At 60.1% G+C, this 18923-nt stretch carries 14 protein-coding genes; 3 read left to right on the top strand and 11 right to left on the bottom strand.

Annotation, left to right across the window (positions count from 1 at the left end; all coding sequences use genetic code 11):
- Positions 1–1047: a carbohydrate kinase family protein gene (locus C1Y41_RS07280; protein ID WP_071667971.1), complete on the top strand. Its 1047-nt coding sequence runs from the start codon at positions 1–3 to the stop codon at positions 1045–1047.
- On the opposite strand, the gene C1Y41_RS07275 is transcribed toward C1Y41_RS07280, so the two are convergent.
- Complete coding sequence (locus tag C1Y41_RS07275) at positions 990–1730, bottom strand: response regulator (protein WP_039385241.1); 741 nt, start codon at positions 1728–1730, stop codon at positions 990–992. The genes C1Y41_RS07280 and C1Y41_RS07275 overlap by 58 nt on opposite strands.
- 405 nt (positions 1731–2135) lie before the next feature.
- Here C1Y41_RS07275 and C1Y41_RS07270 point away from each other — a divergent pair, with 405 nt between their 5' ends.
- Positions 2136–3434 (top strand): NCS2 family permease, encoded by a 1299-nt coding sequence (locus C1Y41_RS07270; RefSeq protein WP_217647492.1) that lies wholly within the window; start codon positions 2136–2138, stop codon positions 3432–3434.
- A gap of 54 nt (positions 3435–3488) precedes the next feature.
- Here C1Y41_RS07270 and C1Y41_RS07265 read toward each other — a convergent pair whose 3' ends face one another.
- The gene (locus C1Y41_RS07265; protein WP_104085156.1) at positions 3489–4943 is read right to left on the bottom strand and encodes an AMP nucleosidase; all 1455 of its coding nucleotides are present in this window, start codon (positions 4941–4943) and stop codon (positions 3489–3491) included.
- A 272-nt stretch (positions 4944–5215) separates the two neighbouring features.
- Between C1Y41_RS07265 and C1Y41_RS07260 the strand changes: the two genes are divergently transcribed.
- The gene (locus C1Y41_RS07260) at positions 5216–6637 is read left to right on the top strand and encodes an EmmdR/YeeO family multidrug/toxin efflux MATE transporter (RefSeq protein WP_104085155.1); all 1422 of its coding nucleotides are present in this window, start codon (positions 5216–5218) and stop codon (positions 6635–6637) included.
- Here the strand turns inward: C1Y41_RS07260 and C1Y41_RS07255 are convergent.
- The 9 genes from C1Y41_RS07255 to glyA all read right to left on the bottom strand — a co-directional run bounded on the left by C1Y41_RS07255 (position 6626) and on the right by glyA (position 18702).
- The gene (locus C1Y41_RS07255) at positions 6626–7384 is read right to left on the bottom strand and encodes a 3'-5' exonuclease (RefSeq protein WP_104085154.1); all 759 of its coding nucleotides are present in this window, start codon (positions 7382–7384) and stop codon (positions 6626–6628) included. The genes C1Y41_RS07260 and C1Y41_RS07255 overlap by 12 nt on opposite strands.
- A gap of 7 nt (positions 7385–7391) precedes the next feature.
- The gene (locus tag C1Y41_RS07250; RefSeq protein ID WP_104085153.1) at positions 7392–9269 is read right to left on the bottom strand and encodes a DUF294 nucleotidyltransferase-like domain-containing protein; all 1878 of its coding nucleotides are present in this window, start codon (positions 9267–9269) and stop codon (positions 7392–7394) included.
- Between the two features lie 64 nt (positions 9270–9333).
- On the bottom strand, positions 9334–10992 hold the full coding sequence (locus C1Y41_RS07245) for a BCCT family transporter (protein ID WP_104085152.1): 1659 nt from the start codon (positions 10990–10992) through the stop codon (positions 9334–9336).
- Between the two features lie 181 nt (positions 10993–11173).
- Entirely contained in the window at positions 11174–12034 is an 861-nt protein-coding gene (purU, locus tag C1Y41_RS07240) for a formyltetrahydrofolate deformylase (RefSeq protein WP_039385228.1), read from the bottom strand.
- 67 nt (positions 12035–12101) lie between these two features.
- Entirely contained in the window at positions 12102–12773 is a 672-nt protein-coding gene (locus C1Y41_RS07235) for a sarcosine oxidase subunit gamma (protein WP_082032665.1), read from the bottom strand.
- Positions 12766–15786: a sarcosine oxidase subunit alpha gene (locus C1Y41_RS07230; RefSeq protein ID WP_104085151.1), complete on the bottom strand. Its 3021-nt coding sequence runs from the start codon at positions 15784–15786 to the stop codon at positions 12766–12768. Before C1Y41_RS07230 ends, C1Y41_RS07235 begins: the two co-directional genes overlap by 8 nt.
- Before the next feature lie 12 nt (positions 15787–15798).
- The gene (locus tag C1Y41_RS07225) at positions 15799–16086 is read right to left on the bottom strand and encodes a sarcosine oxidase subunit delta (RefSeq protein WP_065648985.1); all 288 of its coding nucleotides are present in this window, start codon (positions 16084–16086) and stop codon (positions 15799–15801) included.
- Between the two features lie 11 nt (positions 16087–16097).
- Complete coding sequence (locus tag C1Y41_RS07220; RefSeq protein WP_104085150.1) at positions 16098–17351, bottom strand: sarcosine oxidase subunit beta family protein; 1254 nt, start codon at positions 17349–17351, stop codon at positions 16098–16100.
- Positions 17352–17436: 85 nt separating this feature from the next.
- Positions 17437–18702, bottom strand: a complete 1266-nt coding sequence (gene glyA, locus C1Y41_RS07215; protein WP_104085149.1) for a serine hydroxymethyltransferase — start codon at positions 18700–18702, stop codon at positions 17437–17439.
- Positions 18703–18923 lie beyond the last annotated feature (221 nt).

Below are 18923 nucleotides of genomic sequence, written 5' to 3'. Positions count from 1 at the left end.
ATGACGGCACGCAGCGGCATTCTGGCCGCCGGTACTCTGCTGGTCGATCATGTCCAGCGCATTACGCACTGGCCGGATCAGGGCTGGCTGACCGAAATCGTGGCGCGCGAGCGCTGCAGCGGCGGCGCGGTGCCGAATGTGCTCCTGACGCTGGCGCGCATGCAGTCAGGTTTACCGCTGGCGGCTGCCGGTATCACGGGCGAGGATGCGGACGGTGACTATCTGCTGCAGCGACTGCGCGAGGAGGGGGTGGATTGCCGCGGCGTAACGCGCACCCGCGCGGCGGCCACTGCCATGACGCAGGTAATGACCGCGCCGGATGGTCAGCGCACCTTTTTTCACGCGCGCGGCGCCAGCGCGCTGCTTGATGTGGCGCATTTCCGCGACCTTACTACTCCGCACCGCATTTTTCACCTCGGCTATCTGCTGCTGCTCGACCAGCTTGACCGGCCCGACGCGCAGTTCGGCACGCGCAGCGCGCGGCTGCTGGCGCAGATGCAGCAGCGCGGCTATCTGACCTCGCTCGATCTGGTCTCGCGCGCCGGCGATCACCGCAGCCTGGTGCTGCCGGCGCTGCGCTGGCTCGACTATTTAATCATTAATGAGCTGGAGGCGGCGGCGCTGACCGGTATCCCGCTGCGGCACGGCGCCGGGCTGGCATCGCCGGAGACGTTTGCTGCCGCGGGCGCGTGGCTGCTGCAGCAGGGGGTGCGTCAGCGCGTGGTGATCCACGCGCCGGAAGGGGCGTGGGGGACAGAAAGGGGCGGTGAGGCGTGCTGGCAGCCGGCGTGGCGGCTGAATGCCAGCGACATTGTCGGCAGCGTGGGAGCGGGTGACGCTTTCTGCGCCGGCGTGCTGTACGCCAGCCACGAGGGCTTTACGCTGTCAGCCACGCTGCAGCTGGCGCACACCTGCGCCTGCTTTAACCTGCGCGCGGCGAACGCGCTGGATGGGATCCGGCCGCTGCCGGAGATGCAGCGCTGGATGGATCAGGCGATCTGCGATACGCGCGCTGCCGGACGCACCACGTCAGCTGAAAATACATAGCCGAGGCCGCGAATGGTGCGGATAAGGTTTGGCTGATGCGGATTAGCTTCGATTTTGCGCCGCAGCCGCATGATCAGCACGTCGATAGTACGGTCAAAGACATCCAGCGTTTCGCTGTGCGTCAGCTCCAGCAGCTGGTCGCGGGTTAACACTTTGCGGGCGTGTGCGACCAGCGCGCGCAGCAGCGTATATTCCCCCTGCGTCAGCGGCACGCTTTCACGCTGCGGATTCAGCAGCTGGCAGCGCACCTCATCCAGCTGCCAGCCGTTGAACTGCCAGCCCGCAGGGATAACAGCGTCTGGTTCATCCTGCCTGCCGCTGCGGCGCAGTGCGGCGCGCGCCCGCGCCACGACCACGCGCGGATTAAAGGGTTTAGCGATATAGTCATCGGCACCCATTTCCAGGCCCACCACCATCTCCGCTTCCGAGCCCATTCCGGTCAGCATGATCACCAGCACATCCGGCCGCTCACGCTGGATCTGCTGCAGAACCAGCAGCCCGTTCGTATCCGGCAGCATCATATCGAGCATCACCAGCGAAATATCCGGATGCTGCGTCAGCAGCGCCTGAACATCGCGCCCGAGGTGGCAGCGATACACGGCGGAAACGTGCTCACTTAAGACATCGTGCAGCAGTTCGCAGATGGCACGATCATCGTCAACGATCAGTATCGCGGGCTTCATGGCGCGGCCTCGTTATCATGCAGAGAGTAAAGGCACTATAACCTGCTGTTTTTAGCCTGCTGAATCGTGCAGCAGAAACGTGAGCGATATCGCCAGGCAGAACGCGAAAGCGTGCGGCACCGCAAAATTATCGCGCTTTATAGGGTAGCAAGGAAAACGATTGCGCAGCAGCGGGGCAATGCACCATAATCGCGCCTCTTTCTGGTTCAGACTTTTCTTAACCGGATGCGCAACGGAAAACGTAAACGATTGCGCAGGAGATGGCACAGCAATTGCTATCAGGACAGGGGAAAGCGGAGGGGACACCTCACGTCCGGCAGGCTCGCTTTCAGCAACAACGATCAGCTGTTAACCACTTTGGCCAGTGAGAACGCGCAGCCGCTGCGTCTCCGCTCATGAGAGAAAATGATGTTAGAGAAACTGTTTAAGCTTAAAGCGCACAACACCACCGTGCGCACGGAGATCGTGGCGGGGATCACCACTTTCCTCGCCATGGCCTATATCCTGTTTGTTAACCCCTCTATTCTGGGCGCGACCGGCATGGATAAAGGGGCGGTGTTTGTGGCGACCTGCCTGGCGGCGGCGATCGGCTCAATTCTGATGGGACTGATTGCTAACTATCCGATTGCGCTGGCACCCGGCATGGGGCTGAACGCGTTCTTTACCTACACCGTGGTGCTGCATATGGGCTACACCTGGCAGATTGCGCTGGGCGCGGTGTTTCTGTCGGCGGTGATCTTCTTTGCGCTCTCGATTTTTAAAATCCGCGAGTGGATTATTGCCAGCATCCCCCTGCCGCTGCGCGCCGGCATCGCCGCCGGTATCGGCCTGTTCCTGGCGCTGATTGCGCTGGAAGGGGCCGGCATTGTGGTGGATAACCCGGCGACGCTGGTCGGGCTGGGCGATCTGACCAAACCAGGGCCACTGCTGGCGCTGCTCGGCTTTTTTATCATCGTGGTACTGGAAGCGCGCCGCGTGACCGGCGCGGTGCTGATTGGCATACTGGTGGTGACCTTTATCTCTATGGGCATCGGCCTGACGCCGTTTGGCGGCGTCTTCTCCGCGCCGCCTTCAATCGCACCGACCTTTATGCAGCTCGATATTGCCGGCGCCTTTAATGTGGGGCTGGTAAGCGTAATTTTTGCCTTTCTGTTTGTTGATGTGTTTGATAATACCGGCACCCTGCTGGGCGTAACTAAGCGCGCAGGTCTGGCGGATGAGCAGGGCAACGTGCCAAAAATGGGGCGCGCACTGATTGCTGACAGCGCGGCTGCGCTGTTTGGCTCACTGCTCGGTACCTCAACCACCACCAGCTATGTGGAATCTGCGGCTGGCGTCAGCGCCGGCGGACGCACCGGCCTGACGGCCATTGTGGTGGCCGCGCTGTTTCTGCTGAGCCTGTTCTTCTCGCCGCTGGCGGGTAGCGTACCGGTCTGGGCCACCGCCCCGGCGCTGCTGTTCGTCGCCGTGCTGATGGCATCGGGGCTGGCGGAAATCGACTGGAAAGATGTGACGACGGCGGCACCGGTAACGGTAACGGCGCTGACCATGCCGCTGACCTACTCAATTGCGAACGGCATCGCCTTTGGTTTCATTACCTGGACCGTTGTTAAGCTGCTGAGCGGCCGCGCCCGTGAAGTGAATAGCGCACTGGTGATCCTCTCGCTGCTGTTTGTCATCAAGCTGGGCTGGCTCAGCGCCTGATGAAAAAAGGGAAGCCCGGACGAGCTTCCCTGCTGATAATGGCTGGCCGGTGCGTTAGCGGAACGGCGGCTCATTAAAGGTGCGCAGCTTGCGGGAGTGCAGCTTATCGCCCTCGGCGCGCAGCAGCTCTACCGCACAGATGCCAATCTGCAGATGCTCAGAGATGGCCCCTTCATAAAAGCGATTCGCCTGACCCGGCAGCTTGATCTCACCGTGCAGCGGTTTATCCGATACGCACAGCAGCGTGCCGTAAGGCACGCGGAAACGGTAGCCCTGCGCCGCGATGGTCGCGCTCTCCATATCCACCGCCACGGCGCGGCTCAGGTTGAAACGCAGCGCGGAAGCGGCGTAGCGCAGCTCCCAGTTACGATCGTCTGTGGTCACCACCGTACCGGTACGCAGCCGCTGTTTAACCTCTTCACCCGGCATACCGCTCACTGACTTGGTTGCGTCATAGAGCGCACGCTGCACTTCGGCGATGCTGGGTACCGGAATATCCGGCGGCAGCACGCTGTCGAGCACATGGTCATCACGCAGGTAGGCGTGCGCCAGCACATAGTCGCCGATATTCTGACTTTCGCGCAGGCCGCCGCAGTGGCCAATCATCAGCCAGGCGTGCGGACGCGTTACCGCCAGGTGATCGCAGATCGTTTTAGCATTGGAGGGGCCCACACCAATATTGACCAGCGTAATCCCGCGTCGGTTAGGCGAGGTAAGATGCCAGGCGGGCATCTGGTGCTTTTTCCACGCCAGATCGGACATCATCGCCGCCGGATCGGCCGTTTCCGCCGTGATCACCACATCGCCGGCGCAGGCGAGGCTGTCATACGGCGTGGCGGGATCCTGCACCTGTTCTATCGCCCAGCGCACAAACTCATCGACGTACCGGGTGTAGTTGGTAAACAGCACGAAAGGCTGGAAGTGTTCCACTGCCGTGCCGGTGTAGTGCCGCAGGCGCGCCAGCGAGAAGTCGGTGCGCAGTGCGTCAAAATGGGAGAGCGGAAAGCGGGCATCGGCGTTGAAGAGGCCATCAGCGGTTTCATCGCCAATCTGCGACAGCTCGGTAGTCGGAAAGTGGCGGGCAATACTGGCGCTCATTGAGCGATCCAGCGACAGATCCGAGCCGTCAATCACGTAAGGGTAGGGGATCTCCTGCTGCGACGGCCCCACTTCAATCAGCACCTCATACTCTTTCTCAATCATCTGCAGCTGCTCGCTGAGATAGTGGCGCAGCAGCGCAGGGCGGGTGATGGTGGTGCTGTAGCGGCCGGTATGGGTAAAGCGGCCCCAGGCACGGGTGCGGTTCTGCTGCGGACCCTCCCCCTGCCAGGTCAGGCGCAGCTCCGGATAGACAAACAGCCCCTGCTGCCGCTGCTCTGCGTCGGGCAGCGTACCCTGTTCAGTGAAGTCGCGGATAGCGTTGCGCAGTGCGTCAACTGCTGCTTCATAGCTGCGCTCCAGCTCATCCAGTGCCTGATGGGCAGTCAATCCGTTCCGTTGTGTTTGCATAGATTCTCCTTCAGGAAAATGGATCAGGTTGAGCAGAGCATAGCGGATAAACCGGCTGATATAATCAAGAATCTGTGACGCTATGCCAGCGTAATTATTGCGTACAGAAATTAACGTGGCTGCGCAAAGCGGGCAGAAATAAAAAGTTTGTAATAATGATTAAATGGCCGCCGCAAAGACTTTGCATAATCGCTGGCCGCCTATCATCATTACCTCTCCTCTCTCATCCAAAGTGATTTGGTACTCTCTTGCAAAATCCCGGTGTGGCAGTAATGCGGGCGGTGCGTAATACGGCGTGGTATCCGCGGCGCCGGATGTACCGCACGCTGTTGTGGCGTGAGATCGCGCCGCTGGCGATCCCTATCTTTATTGAAAACCTCTGCGTAATGCTGATGGGCGTGCTGAGCACGTTTCTGGTCAGCTGGCTGGGCAAAGAGGCGATGGCGGGTGTCGGGCTGGCAGACAGCTTCAACATGGTGATCATCTCCTTTTTTGCCGCTATCGATCTTGGCACCACGGTGGTGGTGGCGTTTAGCCTGGCGCGCCGTAACGGTAAACGCGCCCGCGCCGCCACCCGGCAGTCGCTGGGGCTGATGACCGTGCTGGCGCTGGTACTGGCGCTGGCGATAGAGTTCTGGGGACACCTGATTATCGACGTTATCGCCGGCAGCGCCGATCCGCAGGTCAAACAGCTGGCGCTGAGCTACCTGCAGACCTCCGCCTGGAGCTACCCGGCGGCGGCGATTGCGCTGATCGGCAGCGGCGCCCTGCGCGGGGCGGGCAACACCAAAATCCCGATGCTGATCAACGGCGGCATGAATATCCTGAACATCATGATCAGTAGCGTGCTGATTTATGGCGTGCTGGGCTGGGAAGGGATGGGCTTCGTCGGGGCGGGCCTCGGGCTGACGATTTCGCGCTATATCGGGGCGCTGGCGGTGCTCTATGCGCTCTGGCGCGGTATCAGCCCGGCGCTGAAGCTTACGCTCAGCAGCTACTTCCGCCGCTGGGATCGCGCCATTCTGATAGAGGTGCTGGGCATCGGGGTGCCGGCGAGTATTGAGTCCGTGCTGTTTAACGGCGGTAAGCTGCTGACGCAGATCTTTGTCGCCGGTATGGGCACCAATGAAATCGCCGGCAACTTTATCGCCTTTTCTATCGCCACGCTGATTAACCTGCCGGGCAACGCGCTGGGTTCGGCCTCTACCATTATTACCGGCAAGCGTCTGGGCCGGAATCAGGTGATGCAGGCGGAGCGGCAGATCAGGCATGTGTTCTGGCTGGCGATGATCGGGCTCTGTACGCTGGCGCTGATCACCGTGCCGCTGGCGGGTACGCTGGCGCGCTTCTATACCCGCGACCCGGAAGTGATTGAAGTCACGAAACATCTGATCTGGCTCAACGCCGCGTTTATGCCGATCTGGACCGCCTCCTGGGTGCTGCCTGCCGGACTGAAAGGCGCCCGCGATGCGCGCTATACCATGTTTGTATCAATGTTCAGCATGTGGGGCGCTCGCGTGGTGGCAGGCTACCTGCTGGGCATCGAACTGGGCATGGGGGTGATCGGCGTGTGGCTTGGCATGTTCCTGGACTGGACGGTGCGCGGTCTCTGCTTCTGGTGGCGGCTCAATAGCGGCAAGTGGCTGCTTAACTACCGGCGTATGGTGGCAAAAGCGGCTGGCTCAGCACCATAACTCACGCAAAGGCGTCTGCGGCGGAAAATGGTGGGCACACTGCGCCTGCAGCAGTTCGGCACAGCCCAGCGCATCCGTCAGCGCGTTATGGGCCGGGTAGTGCGGCAGATGATAGCGCGCCCGGCTCTCCGGCAGGCTGAGCGAGGGGCGTGACCTGCCGCGCCAGAGTCTCTTCAGCCGGCTGAGCGGCGCTTGCTGACAGAGCAGCCCCTCCAGCGCCAGCGTGTCGATACAGGGGAAAATAATGCCCTCTCCGATGCGCCGCTGCAGCGCCGCGTTCAGAAAATGCTGCTCAATGCCGCGATGGTGCACCACCATGACGCGACCCGCCATCATCGTCAGCAGCTTCAGCAGCCGCTCGCTCAGGTCGGGCGCCTGCGCGACCGTCGCGTGGGTGATGCCGTGGATCACCACTGATTCATGGCGCAAGTCGGCCCGCGGGTTGAGGATCCAGTGTGCGCTTTCACTCAGCCGGATACGCGTCAGGCTGAAAGGGATAAGGCCAATACTGACAATATCGTCGCGCCGGGTATTCAGCCCGGTGGTTTCAAAATCCATTGCCAGCAGCGGCACCTCGCCGATCGGCGTCGCCGCGTCCGGTACGCCCGCCCGGTAGTAGTGCTGCAGCGCCGGATGGCGTGCCGTCGCGGCCTGCTGCGCCAGCAGCGCGGGCCACGCGGGCGCGACTCCCGCATGCGGCGCGGGCGCGGGGGCGGAACGCAGCAGCTGTTTACTGATGTGCAGCATGTTTACCTCACACTTTCCGGCCTGGCTGATAGCGGTATTTGAGAAATTTTTGTGCGTTGCTCAGGATCTGAAACGCATCTTTGAGATTTTTGCGTTCGAACTCAGAAAGATTAAGCGGTTCAATGCGGTTATCCGGCTCCTGACCGCTCTCCACGTCCTGCGCCTGATGGCGGATACGCACCATCGAGATAAACTCCAGCGCATCGCGCAGATCCTGACCGCGTCCGTGCGGCAGCAGGTCGGTTTGCATAATATCCTGTAGCCGATCAAACGAGTTGCGAGCGGCTGAACCGGCCGCCAGCGCGTGCACGCGGATCAGATCCGCCAGCGGCGCGGTGCCGCGCCGTTTCATATCGATAGACTGCGTATGCTGACCGGAAGGCTCCATGACAAAATTTTTAAAGAACCCCAGCGGCGGTTTGCGCAGCAGCGCGTTGCGCGCCATGCAGGCGAGAAAGCGCGAGTTGTGCCGGACTTTATGCGTAATGCGTTTATTCAGCTGCTCGCCCCACGCCAGCTGGCCCCAGACGGCATCAAGATCGAAGAAGATTGCGCTGTCGAGCAATGTCTGCGGGGAAGGGGTGTCGATCCACTCATCAAAGTATCCTTCCCAGACGGTCAGCGGCTGCCGCCAGCGGCCGTTAGTGGCCATGATGTTGCCGCTGCAGTAGTGATAGCCGCACGCCGCCAGGCCGTCACAGACGCGGCGCGCCAGCGCCATAAAATAGGCTTCATGGCGGGATGCATCATACCGGTTGTCGAGGATCAGTGCGTTATCCTGGTCGGTGACCAGCAGCTGCTCCTGGCGCGCCATCGACCCCAGCGTGATAAAGCAGTAGGGCACCGGCGGCGGCCCCAGCTCCGCTTCAGCCAGCGCCAGCAGCCGCTGCGTAAAACTGCGTCCAATCACCGCCATGGCGCGGCCCGTCATCTGCGAATTGGCGTCTTCACGCACGATGCGGCTAAAGCAGGCGCGTACCTCATTTTTCAGCGTGCTCAGCTCACTGATGCTGTTGCAGTGAAAAATGCGGCTGACGAGAAACAGGCTGTTTTGTGACTCATAGCGGATAATATCTGACTGGGAAATCACTCCTACCGGCAGATCCTGCTTCAGCACCGGCAGATGATGTATGTTGTGCTGCATCATGATGAGCATCGCTTCAAACACCAGCTGGTGGTGACTGACGTGGGTCAGCTGCCCGGTCATAATTGTCGCGACTGGCGTATCGAAGCTCAGGCCGCGGGCAATTACCCGGTCGCGCAGATCTTTATCCGTGACGATCCCAGCCAGCGTTTGGGAACGCTCCCCATCCGCGTCCGGGGTCACAATCAGCAGGGATGAGACGCCCTCTTTACTCATTTTCTGTGCGGCTTCACACACCGTGGCGCGGCTGTCGATGGTCACCGGTGGCCGGCTGATTAGCGCCTCGATGCGCGACGTCATCAGGCCGCTCGCCTCTTCGGTACGCGCCACGGTCTGCCGCAGCCGGGTGCGATCTTCCACCTCTACCAGGTCGGCAAACTCTTCATATTTGCTGAACAGCTCATTAAAAATCGGGGCGGGAATCAGATAGGTCAGCGTATCTTCCAGGGCGGTAACCGGAAAGCGCACGCTGTTCTCGCGCAATAAGCCGAACTCACCAAAATAGCCGCCGGCGCTGAGGCGATTATAGAGGTCGCCGTTGCGGCGATAGATCTCCACTGCGCCGCTGCGGATGAGATACCAGGCGTCAACCTGCTGACCAAAGGTGAGGATCGGCGTGCCGGCTTTGTAATAGCTCACCTCAAGGGTGGCTGCGATCCGCGCCAGCGCCGTCAGCGGCAGGGTGTTAAACGGCGGGTAGCGCTGAATAAAATCGATGATTTCCTGATGTCCGGCCTGCATAGCGATCTCCCTTCCTGCACCGGCAGCGGCGGATAGCCCGGTCGGCTATCCGCCTGCTTACGTGCTATTGATTGCGCACGGCGGGAGCCGGGCGCGTCGGGCGCGGCTCAGAGAGCAATCCCTTTACAACCGCGACCGACGCGACCAGCAGCACCAGCGCAAAGGGCAATCCGGTCGAGACCACCATCGCCTGCAGGGCATCCAGCCCGCCGCCGAGGATCAGTACGATGGCGACCAGCGCTTCAAACACGCACCAGAATACGCGTTGCGCAGTCGGGGATTCAATTTTACCGCCGGAGGCGATGATATCGATCACCAGCGTGCCGGAGTCAGCTGAGGTGACAAAGAACACCACCACCAGAATGATGGCGACCACGCAGGTGATTTTGGCCAGCGGCAGCGTGTCGAGCATGGTAAAGAGCTGCAGCGGCAGAATGGCATCAGCAATACTCTGATATCCCTCAGTAAAATATTGATGGATAGTGGTGCCGCCCAGTACCGTCATCCACAGTACACACGCCAGTGACGGGACCAGCAGCACGGAGATGATAAACTCCCGTACCGTGCGACCACGTGAAATACGCGCGATAAACATGCCGACAAACGGTGACCAGGAGATCCACCACGCCCAGTAGAAGGAGGTCCAGCCGGCGGCAAAATTGCTGTCTGGACGGGAGACCGGATTGGAGAGCGCGGGCAGGAACTCAATATAGGAGACGAGGTTAGAGAAAAAGCCGCTAAACAGCAGCATGGTCGGGCCGACCACGATAATAAACAGCAGCAGCAGACCGGCGAGGATCATGTTCGCTTCTGATAAGCGCCGCACCCCGGCGTCCAGCCCGGCGACCACAGAAAAGGTGGCAATAGCGGTAATCGCGATCACCAGTACAATCTGCGTGGTTTGTCCCAGCGGTACATCAAACAGGAAATTGAGTCCGGACGCCGCCTGCGAGGCACCCAGCCCGAGCGAGGTAGCGAGGCCAAACAGCGTGGCCAGCACGGCAAGGATATCGATCAGATGACCGGGCCAGCCCCATACGGCGTCACCCAGCAGCGGATAAAAGAGTGACCGGATAGTCAGCGGCAGGCCTTTGTTAAAGGTGAAGAGGGCCAGTCCCAGGGCAAGAACCGCATAGATCGCCCACGGATGGAGCGCCCAGTGGAAAATCGTAGCCGCCATGGCCAGCCGCGTAGCCTCTTCTGCTGATCCACTCGCACCGCCCAGCGGCGCCCAGTCGGTACGCACGCCATTTTCAGTGGCCGTGCCGTCTATCGCGCTGGAGAAATGCGACAGCGGCTCCGAGACGCCGTAAAACATCAGGCCGATGCCCATACCGGCGGCAAACAGCATCGAAAACCAGGTGACATAGTTGTAATCGGGGCGGGCGAGGGTGCCGCCGAGACGCACCTTGCCCAGCGGGGAGAAAACCAGACCCAGGCAGATGATCACGAAGACATTACCGGCAGAAAGAAAGAACCAGTCGAGTTTGCTGGTAAGCCAGTTAAGCATACCTTTAAACAGCGGGGCAACGTCACTCTGAAACGCCAGAGTTAATATAACGAATAGAATTACGGCGATGCCGGATATTGCAAATACCCGGTTGTGAATATCCAGACCAAAGGGTCCGACATTCACGATAATATTATCCTGGCCTACCTGATAGTCAGTATCATAGGGCGATACTTCGCCATCAGGCGTCATCGGATCTCTGGAATCCGCCATAGTGATTTCCTCGCGACTTACGTGTTGTTGTTAAAAACCGGCGCTGCTATCAGGCCAGGTTCTGTTTTATTTAACGCTGAAGGTCGTGATCAATCCCTGATTACCCTGTTTTCCGCAAAAAGATAAAAGCGTGCAGCCTGCTGGTGCATGTGCTGCACATTTATATTCAAAACTGCACCGGCTAACTAAATACCACCGTGCGCTTGCCGCTTAAAAATACGCGTTTCTCGACGTGATAACGCACCGCGTTAAATAGCGTGACGCGTTCAATATCCTGTCCGCGGCTGATAAGATCGTCGGGATAGAGCGCGTGATCCACGCTCTGAATACCCTGCGTAATAATCGGTCCCTCATCCAGATCATTATTAACGTAGTGCGCCGTGGCACCGACCATTTTGACTCCTTTCTCCCACGCCTGATGATAAGGACGCGCGCCTTTAAATCCCGGCAGCAGAGAGTGATGAATATTAATGGCTTTACCGTCGAGCTTTTCACACATCCGCGGTGAAAGAACTTGCATGTAACGTGCCAGAACCACCAGGTCGATATTATATTGTTCCAGCAGAGCGAGAATCTGCGCTTCCTGTTCTGCGCGATTCGCATTATTTACCGGCAGGTGGTACCAGGGGATGCCGTGCCATTCCGCCAGGGAACAGAGATCGGGATGGTTAGAAATAATCAGCGGCACATCAATAGATAATTGTCCGGTGCGATGCCGGAATAACAGATCGTTCAGGCAGTGATCAAATTTAGAGACCAGAATAGCCACGCGCTCACGATGCTGCGGCGGGGTAAGCTGCCACTGCATCTCAAACGGAGTGACGCGCGGCGTAAAATTATCGCGAAATATATCGGTACTGAAGTGCGCGGCTGGTGAGAAAGCGACGCGGATAAAAAAGTGGTGGCTGACGCGGTCGTCGAACGAATGGATCTCATTAATATAGTGACCCGATTCCGCCATAAACCGGGTCACGACATCCACCGTGCCTAATTTACTCGGGCAGCTGGCGGTAAAAATCCATGAATCGGGCAGCACGCTCATGGGCGACTCCTGATAATAAGGGAAAGGCGTGCCGGCGGACAGAGAGCCGCGCCAGCACGGCCGGATATTACGCGGTGATCTTCAGCCCATATTCGCGGCTGGCATCCCGCAGCCAGAGCCAGATGTACTCTGCAAAGCTGCGGCGGATCACCAGCTCCCAGCTTTCCGGACCGGTGCGGCGGATCAGCGCGCTGCTCTTCGCAAACACCGATCCGGCAACTTTGCCGACGGGAAACTGTGACGGATGCAGGTCAAGCACCGTGCTCTTTTTCAGTACATCGACCGCGTGTTTACCGGAGAGCGCCAGAATGGTCTGTCCGCCGCTGACGTTCACCACCGAAAAGTGACCAGTAATTTCAGCGCGCAGCGCTTTCTCCACCGGGAACAGCTGATCCATCGGCAGTACCACCAGCCACTCATCGGGGCTCAGCCAGCGCACGGAGATATCGCCATCTTCGGCGGAGGTCAGCGGCGCGGTGGGCAGCGGCAGGCCTAATACCGTCAGGCAGCCCTGCATAAAGCTCGCGCTGTTTTGCGAACCGCGCAGCACCAGATGCCCGCGCAGCGCCAGCTCACGCAGTTCAACGCCCGCCTGCTGCGACTGGCTGGCAGTGACGTTACCGCGATCGGCATGGTGCAGCGGCGATTCAGCGCGTACCTGCGGCGCACTCTGGTTCATTACCGCGACCTGTCTGACGGCCTCTGCGGGTTTGGTTTCAGGTAAGAGGGTTTCAGACATGTTGACGTTCTCCTTTCGGATCGATAAAGACCGGGCTGCAGATTTCCGCTTCCACCACGCGGCCATCTGCCAGCGGATAAAACACGGTTTCGCCCATACGCTGCAGTCCGCCTTTGATAAAGCCCATTGCGATACTGCGGTTCAGGTTGGCGCTCCAGTAGCTGGAGCTGACGTGGCCCAGCAGATCCATCGGCACCGGCTGCTGCGGATTAGCGACCGCCTGCGCGCCTTCCGGCAGGACCACCAGCGGATCGCGCGTTTTCAGGCCGACCAGCTGTTTACGCTGCTCGCGCACGCAGTCTGCCCGCGCCATACCGCGCTTGCCGATATAGCTGAACGGCTTTGAATCGGCGACGCACCAGCCCATATTGAGATCGTGCGGCGTCACCGAGCCATCCGTATCCTGACCGGCAATAATAAAACCTTTCTCCGCCCGCAGAATGTGCATGGTCTCCGTGCCGTACGGCGTCAGATCATATTTCGCGCCGTGCTCAAACAGCTTCTCCCAGACCGCAAGGCCGTAGTTTGCCTGCACGTTGATCTCAAACGAGAGCTCACCGGTAAACGAGATGCGGAAGATACGCGCCGGTACGCCAGCGACCGTGCCTTCCTGCCAGTCCATGAACTTAAAGGTCTCTTTATCCAGCGACACATCGCTGCAGAGTTCCGCCAGCAGGTTGCGGCTCTCCGGACCGGAAATGGTCATGGTCGCCCAGTGATCGGTTACGCTGGTGAAGAACACCTCCAGCTCCGGCCACTCGGTCTGGTGGTAGAGTTCCAGCCACTCCATAACGTGCGCCGCGCCGCCGGTGGTGGTGGTCATCAGAAAGTGGTTCTCTGCGAGACAGGAGGTTACGCCGTCATCAAACACCATGCCGCTTTCACCGCACATCAGGCCGTAGCGGCACTTGCCGACGCCGAGTTTAGCCCAGGCGTTGGTGTAGACGCGGCTGATGAATTCGCGCGCATCTTTGCCCTGAATATCAATTTTGCCGAGGGTAGAGGCATCGAGGATGCCGACGCCGCTGCGCACCGCGCGGCATTCGCGATCCAGCGACTGCTGCATGGTTTCACCCGGACGCGGGTAGTACCACGGACGCTTCCACTGGCCAACATCTTCAAATTTCGCCCCCTGCTGCACGTGCCACTTATGCATCGCGGTAAAGCGTTTGGGATCGAACAGCTCGCCGCAGTTACGCCCCGCGATAGCGCCAAAAGCGATCGGGGTATAGTTCGGACGGAACACCGTGGTCCCGGTCTCGGGAATGGTTTTGCCCGTTACTTTGGCGGCAATCGCCATACCGTTGATGTTGCCGAGCTTTCCCTGATCGGTACCAAACCCCATCGCCGTATAGCGCTTGATATGCTCAATCGCCTCAAATCCTTCGCGCGTTGCCAGCGCAATGCCGGCCGCTGTGACATCATTCTGATAGTCAACAAACTGCTTTGGCGCGCGGCTGATCGGTTTGGTGTGCGGAATATGAAACAGCGCGGCGGGCGGATGCTCAATCCACTTTTTCACTTCGGGCAGGGCGACCTCAACCGGCGTCAGGCCGAGTTGCAGTACGGCATCCTGACCCGCTTTGATCCCTTCCTGCAGCACATTGTCGAGCGCGTAGCGGCCGTTGATGCCGCCCGCCGTCAGCTGCTGCTGCGCGGTCGGGCCGGGCAGAAAGCCAATCACTTCATTGTTCCAGACCGGACGGCTGCCGGTATGTCCGGCGAGGTGGATCACCGGGCTCCAGCCACCGGAGCTGGCGACGGTATCGCAGGAGAGGGTAAAGGGCTTACCGGTGAGGGCGTCGCCTTTTTTATCGATGGCGGCAATAGTGACGCCGCTGACGCGCTTTTTACCCTGCACGTCGATCACCGCGCTGCCGCTAATTACCCGAATGCCGCGGCGGCGCACGGCGGCGGCCAGCTCGCCTTTGGTGGCGGCGCGGGTATCCACTACGGCCACCACTTCGCGCCCGGCATCGGCCCAGTCCAGCGCGGTCTGATAGGCGCTGTCGTTCGTGGTCATCAGCACCAGCTGATTGCCGGGCACCACGCCGTAGCGGTTGATATAGACGGAGATGGCGGAGGGGATCATGCAGCCGGGCACATCGTTATGGCTGAAGACCAGCGGGCGCTCCTGCGCGCCGGTGGCAAGCACCACCCAGTGCGCCCGCACGCGGTGCATGCGCTGGCGTACCTGTCCGGCTGCCGCGCGGTCGCCGTGGTAATCTGTGCGGTTCTCATTAATGGTTAAGAAGTTATGATCGTGATAGCCGTTCACCGTCGCGCGCATCAGCAGCGTCACTTCCGGCATAGTGGCCAGCTCAGCCACCACCTCAGCCACCCAGTCGGCGGCCGGCTTGCCCTCGATCAGTTCGCGGCTGGCGAGCAGGTGTCCGCCCGGTTCGCTTTGCTCATCCGCGAGGATCACGCGTGCGCCGCTGCGGCCGGCGGTCAGCGCCGCCATCAGGCCCGCCGGACCGGCACCGACGATCATCACATCGCAGTGCTGATTCATAGCGTCGTAGATATCAGGATCTTTTTCGCGCGGCGCGCGTCCCAGCCCGGCGGCCTTACGGATAAATTTCTCGTAAGTCGGCCACATTGACTGCGGATACATAAAGGTTTTGTAGTAAAAGCCGGGCGGCATCACTTTGCCGCCGAGGTTACCCACCAGCCCCATCAGGTCAGATTCCACATTGGGCCAGCCGTTGGTGGCAGAGCAGACCAGCCCCTCATAAAGCGTCTGCTGCGTGGCGCGCACGTTGGGCACCTGCGTCGCCTCTGAGGCGCCCAGCTGCAGCACCGCATTCGGCTCTTCCGCGCCCGCGGCAACGATGCCGCGCGGGCGGCTGTATTTAAAACTGCGTCCGACAATATCAATGCCGTTGGCGAGCAGGGCAGAGGCGACGGTATCGCCTTCGTAGCCCTGATACTGACGGCCGTTCCAGGTAAAGTTCAGCGTGGTGGAACGGTTGATTCTGCCGCCGGACGGCAGGCGATTTTTCTGGCTCATGCTCTGCGCTCCTTACCCTTGCTCGCCGGCTTCAGGCTGTTCATCGAGTGTATAAACACGTTTGATTTCATACGTCTGTGTGTCACGCGTCAGGTTGAAAAATTTACGGCAGCCGGCGCTATGTACCCAGAGTTCGTTATGCATACCGCGCGGATTTTTGCGGAAATAGAGAAAGGTTCCCCACTCCTCGTCGCTGCAGGCATCCGGATTAGCGGGCCGGGCGATATGCGCCTGACCGCGCGGATGAAACTCTTCTTCTTCGCGATACTCACCACAGTGAGGACAGTAAATGTGCAGCATGCTAAAAGTCCTTAGTGGGCCACGCCCGCAGCGCCATGTTCATCAACCAGGGCCCCGGTGTAAAAACGGGACATTGCAAAAGGTTCAGCGATTGGATGCGGCGTGCCGTGCGCCAGCTGGTGGGCAAACAGGTTGCCGGAGCCGGGGGTGCCTTTGAAGCCGCCGGTGCCCCAGCCGCAGTTGAAAAACAGGTTGCGTACCGGGGTCGCGGAAAGGATAGGGCTGGCGTCAGGGCAGGTATCAACAATGCCGCCCCACTGGCGGTTCATGCGTACGCGGCTGGTGCAGGGGAAGAGCTCAACAATCGCCTGGATCGTGTGCTCAATCACGCTGTAGGATCCGCGCTGGCCATAGCCGACCCAGCCGTCGATGCCGGCGCCAATCACCAGATCGCCTTTATCAGACTGGCTCATGTAGCCGTGTACGTGGTTGGACATCACAACCGTATCGAGAAAGGGTTTAATCGGCTCGGAGACCAGCGCCTGCAGCGGATGCGACTCCACCGGCAGTTCAAAGCCCGCCATTTTCGCCATCACGCCGGAGTTGCCGGCGGTGACGCAGCCCACGCGATCGGCTTTGATCACGCCGTGGTTGCGGGTTTTCACGCCGGTGATCTTGCCGTCGCTGATCTCCATATCGATCACTTCACAGTTCTGGATCAGATCCACGCCCAGGCTGTCGGCGGCGCGGGCATAGCCCCAGGCCACCGCATCGTGGCGGGCGTTGCCGCCGCGGCGCTGCACCGAGGCGCCCAGCACCGGATAGCGCGCATCTTTACTGCAGTCGAGCGCCGGGATCTCGCGCTGCAGCTGGTCGCCATAGACCATTTCGTTATCGACGCCCTGCAGGCGGTTGGCGTTCGCCAGCCGCTCATTGGTGCGCAGATCCTGCAGCGTGTGGCAGGTGTGGTAGACGCCGCGCTGCGAGAACATCTGGTTGTAGTTCAGCTCCTGCGACAGGCCTTCCCACAGCTTCATGGAGTGCTCATAGAGCGCGGCGGACTCATCCCACAGGTAGTTAGAGCGGACAATGGTGGTGTTGCGGCAGATGTTGCCACCGCCGAGGTGGCCCTTTTCCAGCACCGCCACATTGGTGATGCCGTGCTCCTTTGCCAGATAGTAAGCGGTAGCCAGACCGTGACCGCCGCCGCCGATAATAATCACGTCATAGCGTTTCTGCGGTGTCGGATTGCGCCAGACCTTCTGCCAGTTCTCATGAAAGCTCAGACTGTGTCTGAGCAGGCCAAATCCTGAATAGCGTTGCATGTTTATCTACTCCCGTAACGATACCGCGTGTGCGAATGGACAGAGGGTAAGACGGCGCCCCGCGGCAGGCCGGGGGCGTTCTGGCTTAGCGGTAAACCGGGAAATCTGCACACAGCGACAGCACCTGCTGTTTCACCTGCGCAATTTTCACTTCCAGCTGCTCCTCGTTGTGCATGACGTCGAGGATGTCTGCGATCCAGCCTGCCAGCGTGCGGCAGTTCTCCTCGCTAAAGCCGCGCGTGGTGATCACCGGTGCACCGATGCGCAGGCCGGAGGTCACAAACGGCGACTGCGGATCGCCCGGTACAGCATTTTTATTGACGGTGATATTGGCGCGGCCCAGCGCGGCGTCCGCCGCTTTGCCGGTCAGGCCCTGTTTGATCAGGCTCAGCAGAAACAGGTGGTTATCGGTACCGCCCGAGACCACATCGTACTGACGCGCAATAAAGACCTCCGCCATCGCCTGCGCATTTTTCACCACCTGGCGCTGATAGTTTGCGTAGTCAGGCTGCATCGCCTCTTTAAAGGCTACCGCTTTGGCGGCGATAACATGCATCAGCGGACCGCCCTGGCCGCCGGGGAATACGGCGGCATTCAGTTTCTTCTCCAGCTCCGGATTGGCTTTCGCCAGGATCAGACCGCCGCGCGGACCGCGCAGGGTTTTATGCGTGGTGGTGGTGACCACGTCAGCGAACGGCAGCGGATTAGGATAGATACCGGCGGCGACGAGGCCCGCGACGTGTGCCATATCGACAAACAGCCACGCGCCCGTTTTATCGGCGATAGCGCGAAAGCGCGCCCAGTCAACCACGCGTGAATAGGCGGAGAAGCCAGCCACAATCATTTTTGGCTTATGCTCCAGCGCCAGCGCTTCCACCTGGTCGTAGTCGATCTCGCCCGTTGCTTCGTTCAGGCCATACTGCACGGCGTGATAGATCTTGCCGGAGAAATTGACGTGTGCGCCGTGCGTCAGATGGCCGCCGTGCGCCAGACTCATGCCCAGCACAGTGTCACCCGGCTGGCACAGTGCCATATAAACCGCCGCGTTAGCCTGCGAGCCGGAGTGCGGCTGCACGTTGGCGTAATCGGCGCCGAACAGCGCACAGGCGCGTTCAATCGCCAGTTTCTCCACGATGTCGACATATTCGCAGCCGCCGTAGTAGCGTTTGGCCGGATAGCCCTCCGCATATTTATTGGTCAGTACCGTGCCCTGCGCCTGCATAACGCGCGGGCTGGTGTAGTTCTCTGAAGCGATAAGCTCAATGTGCTCTTCCTGACGCACTGCTTCCTGCTCTATCGCCTGCCACAGTTCACTGTCAAAGCTCTGAATGGTGTCGCTTTTCGCAAACATGCTCTCTCCTTGCCCGGATAATCGCGCGGCGCCTGCTCCGGAACTGAGCCATTCAGGGCAGCGATGAATTGAGTGTGAGTTGATAATACCCAGCGCCACTGCGGCCAGGATGTTTGGTAACGCCGGGGCTATGTCAATTTGCGACATAGGGCGCTACCCGCCACCGTGCGGCAGGGTAAGGCGGCTACGCCGGGCGGAAAATGGCGAGTTCACGGTGAAAT

It is taken from the genome of Pantoea sp. ICBG 1758, assembly GCF_002928325.1.
In the GTDB taxonomy this organism is placed as follows: Bacteria; Pseudomonadota; Gammaproteobacteria; order Enterobacterales; family Enterobacteriaceae; genus Pantoea; species Pantoea eucrina.
The sequence above is the reverse complement of the archived record's forward strand: the minus strand, read 5'-3'. Positions and strand labels throughout refer to the sequence as shown.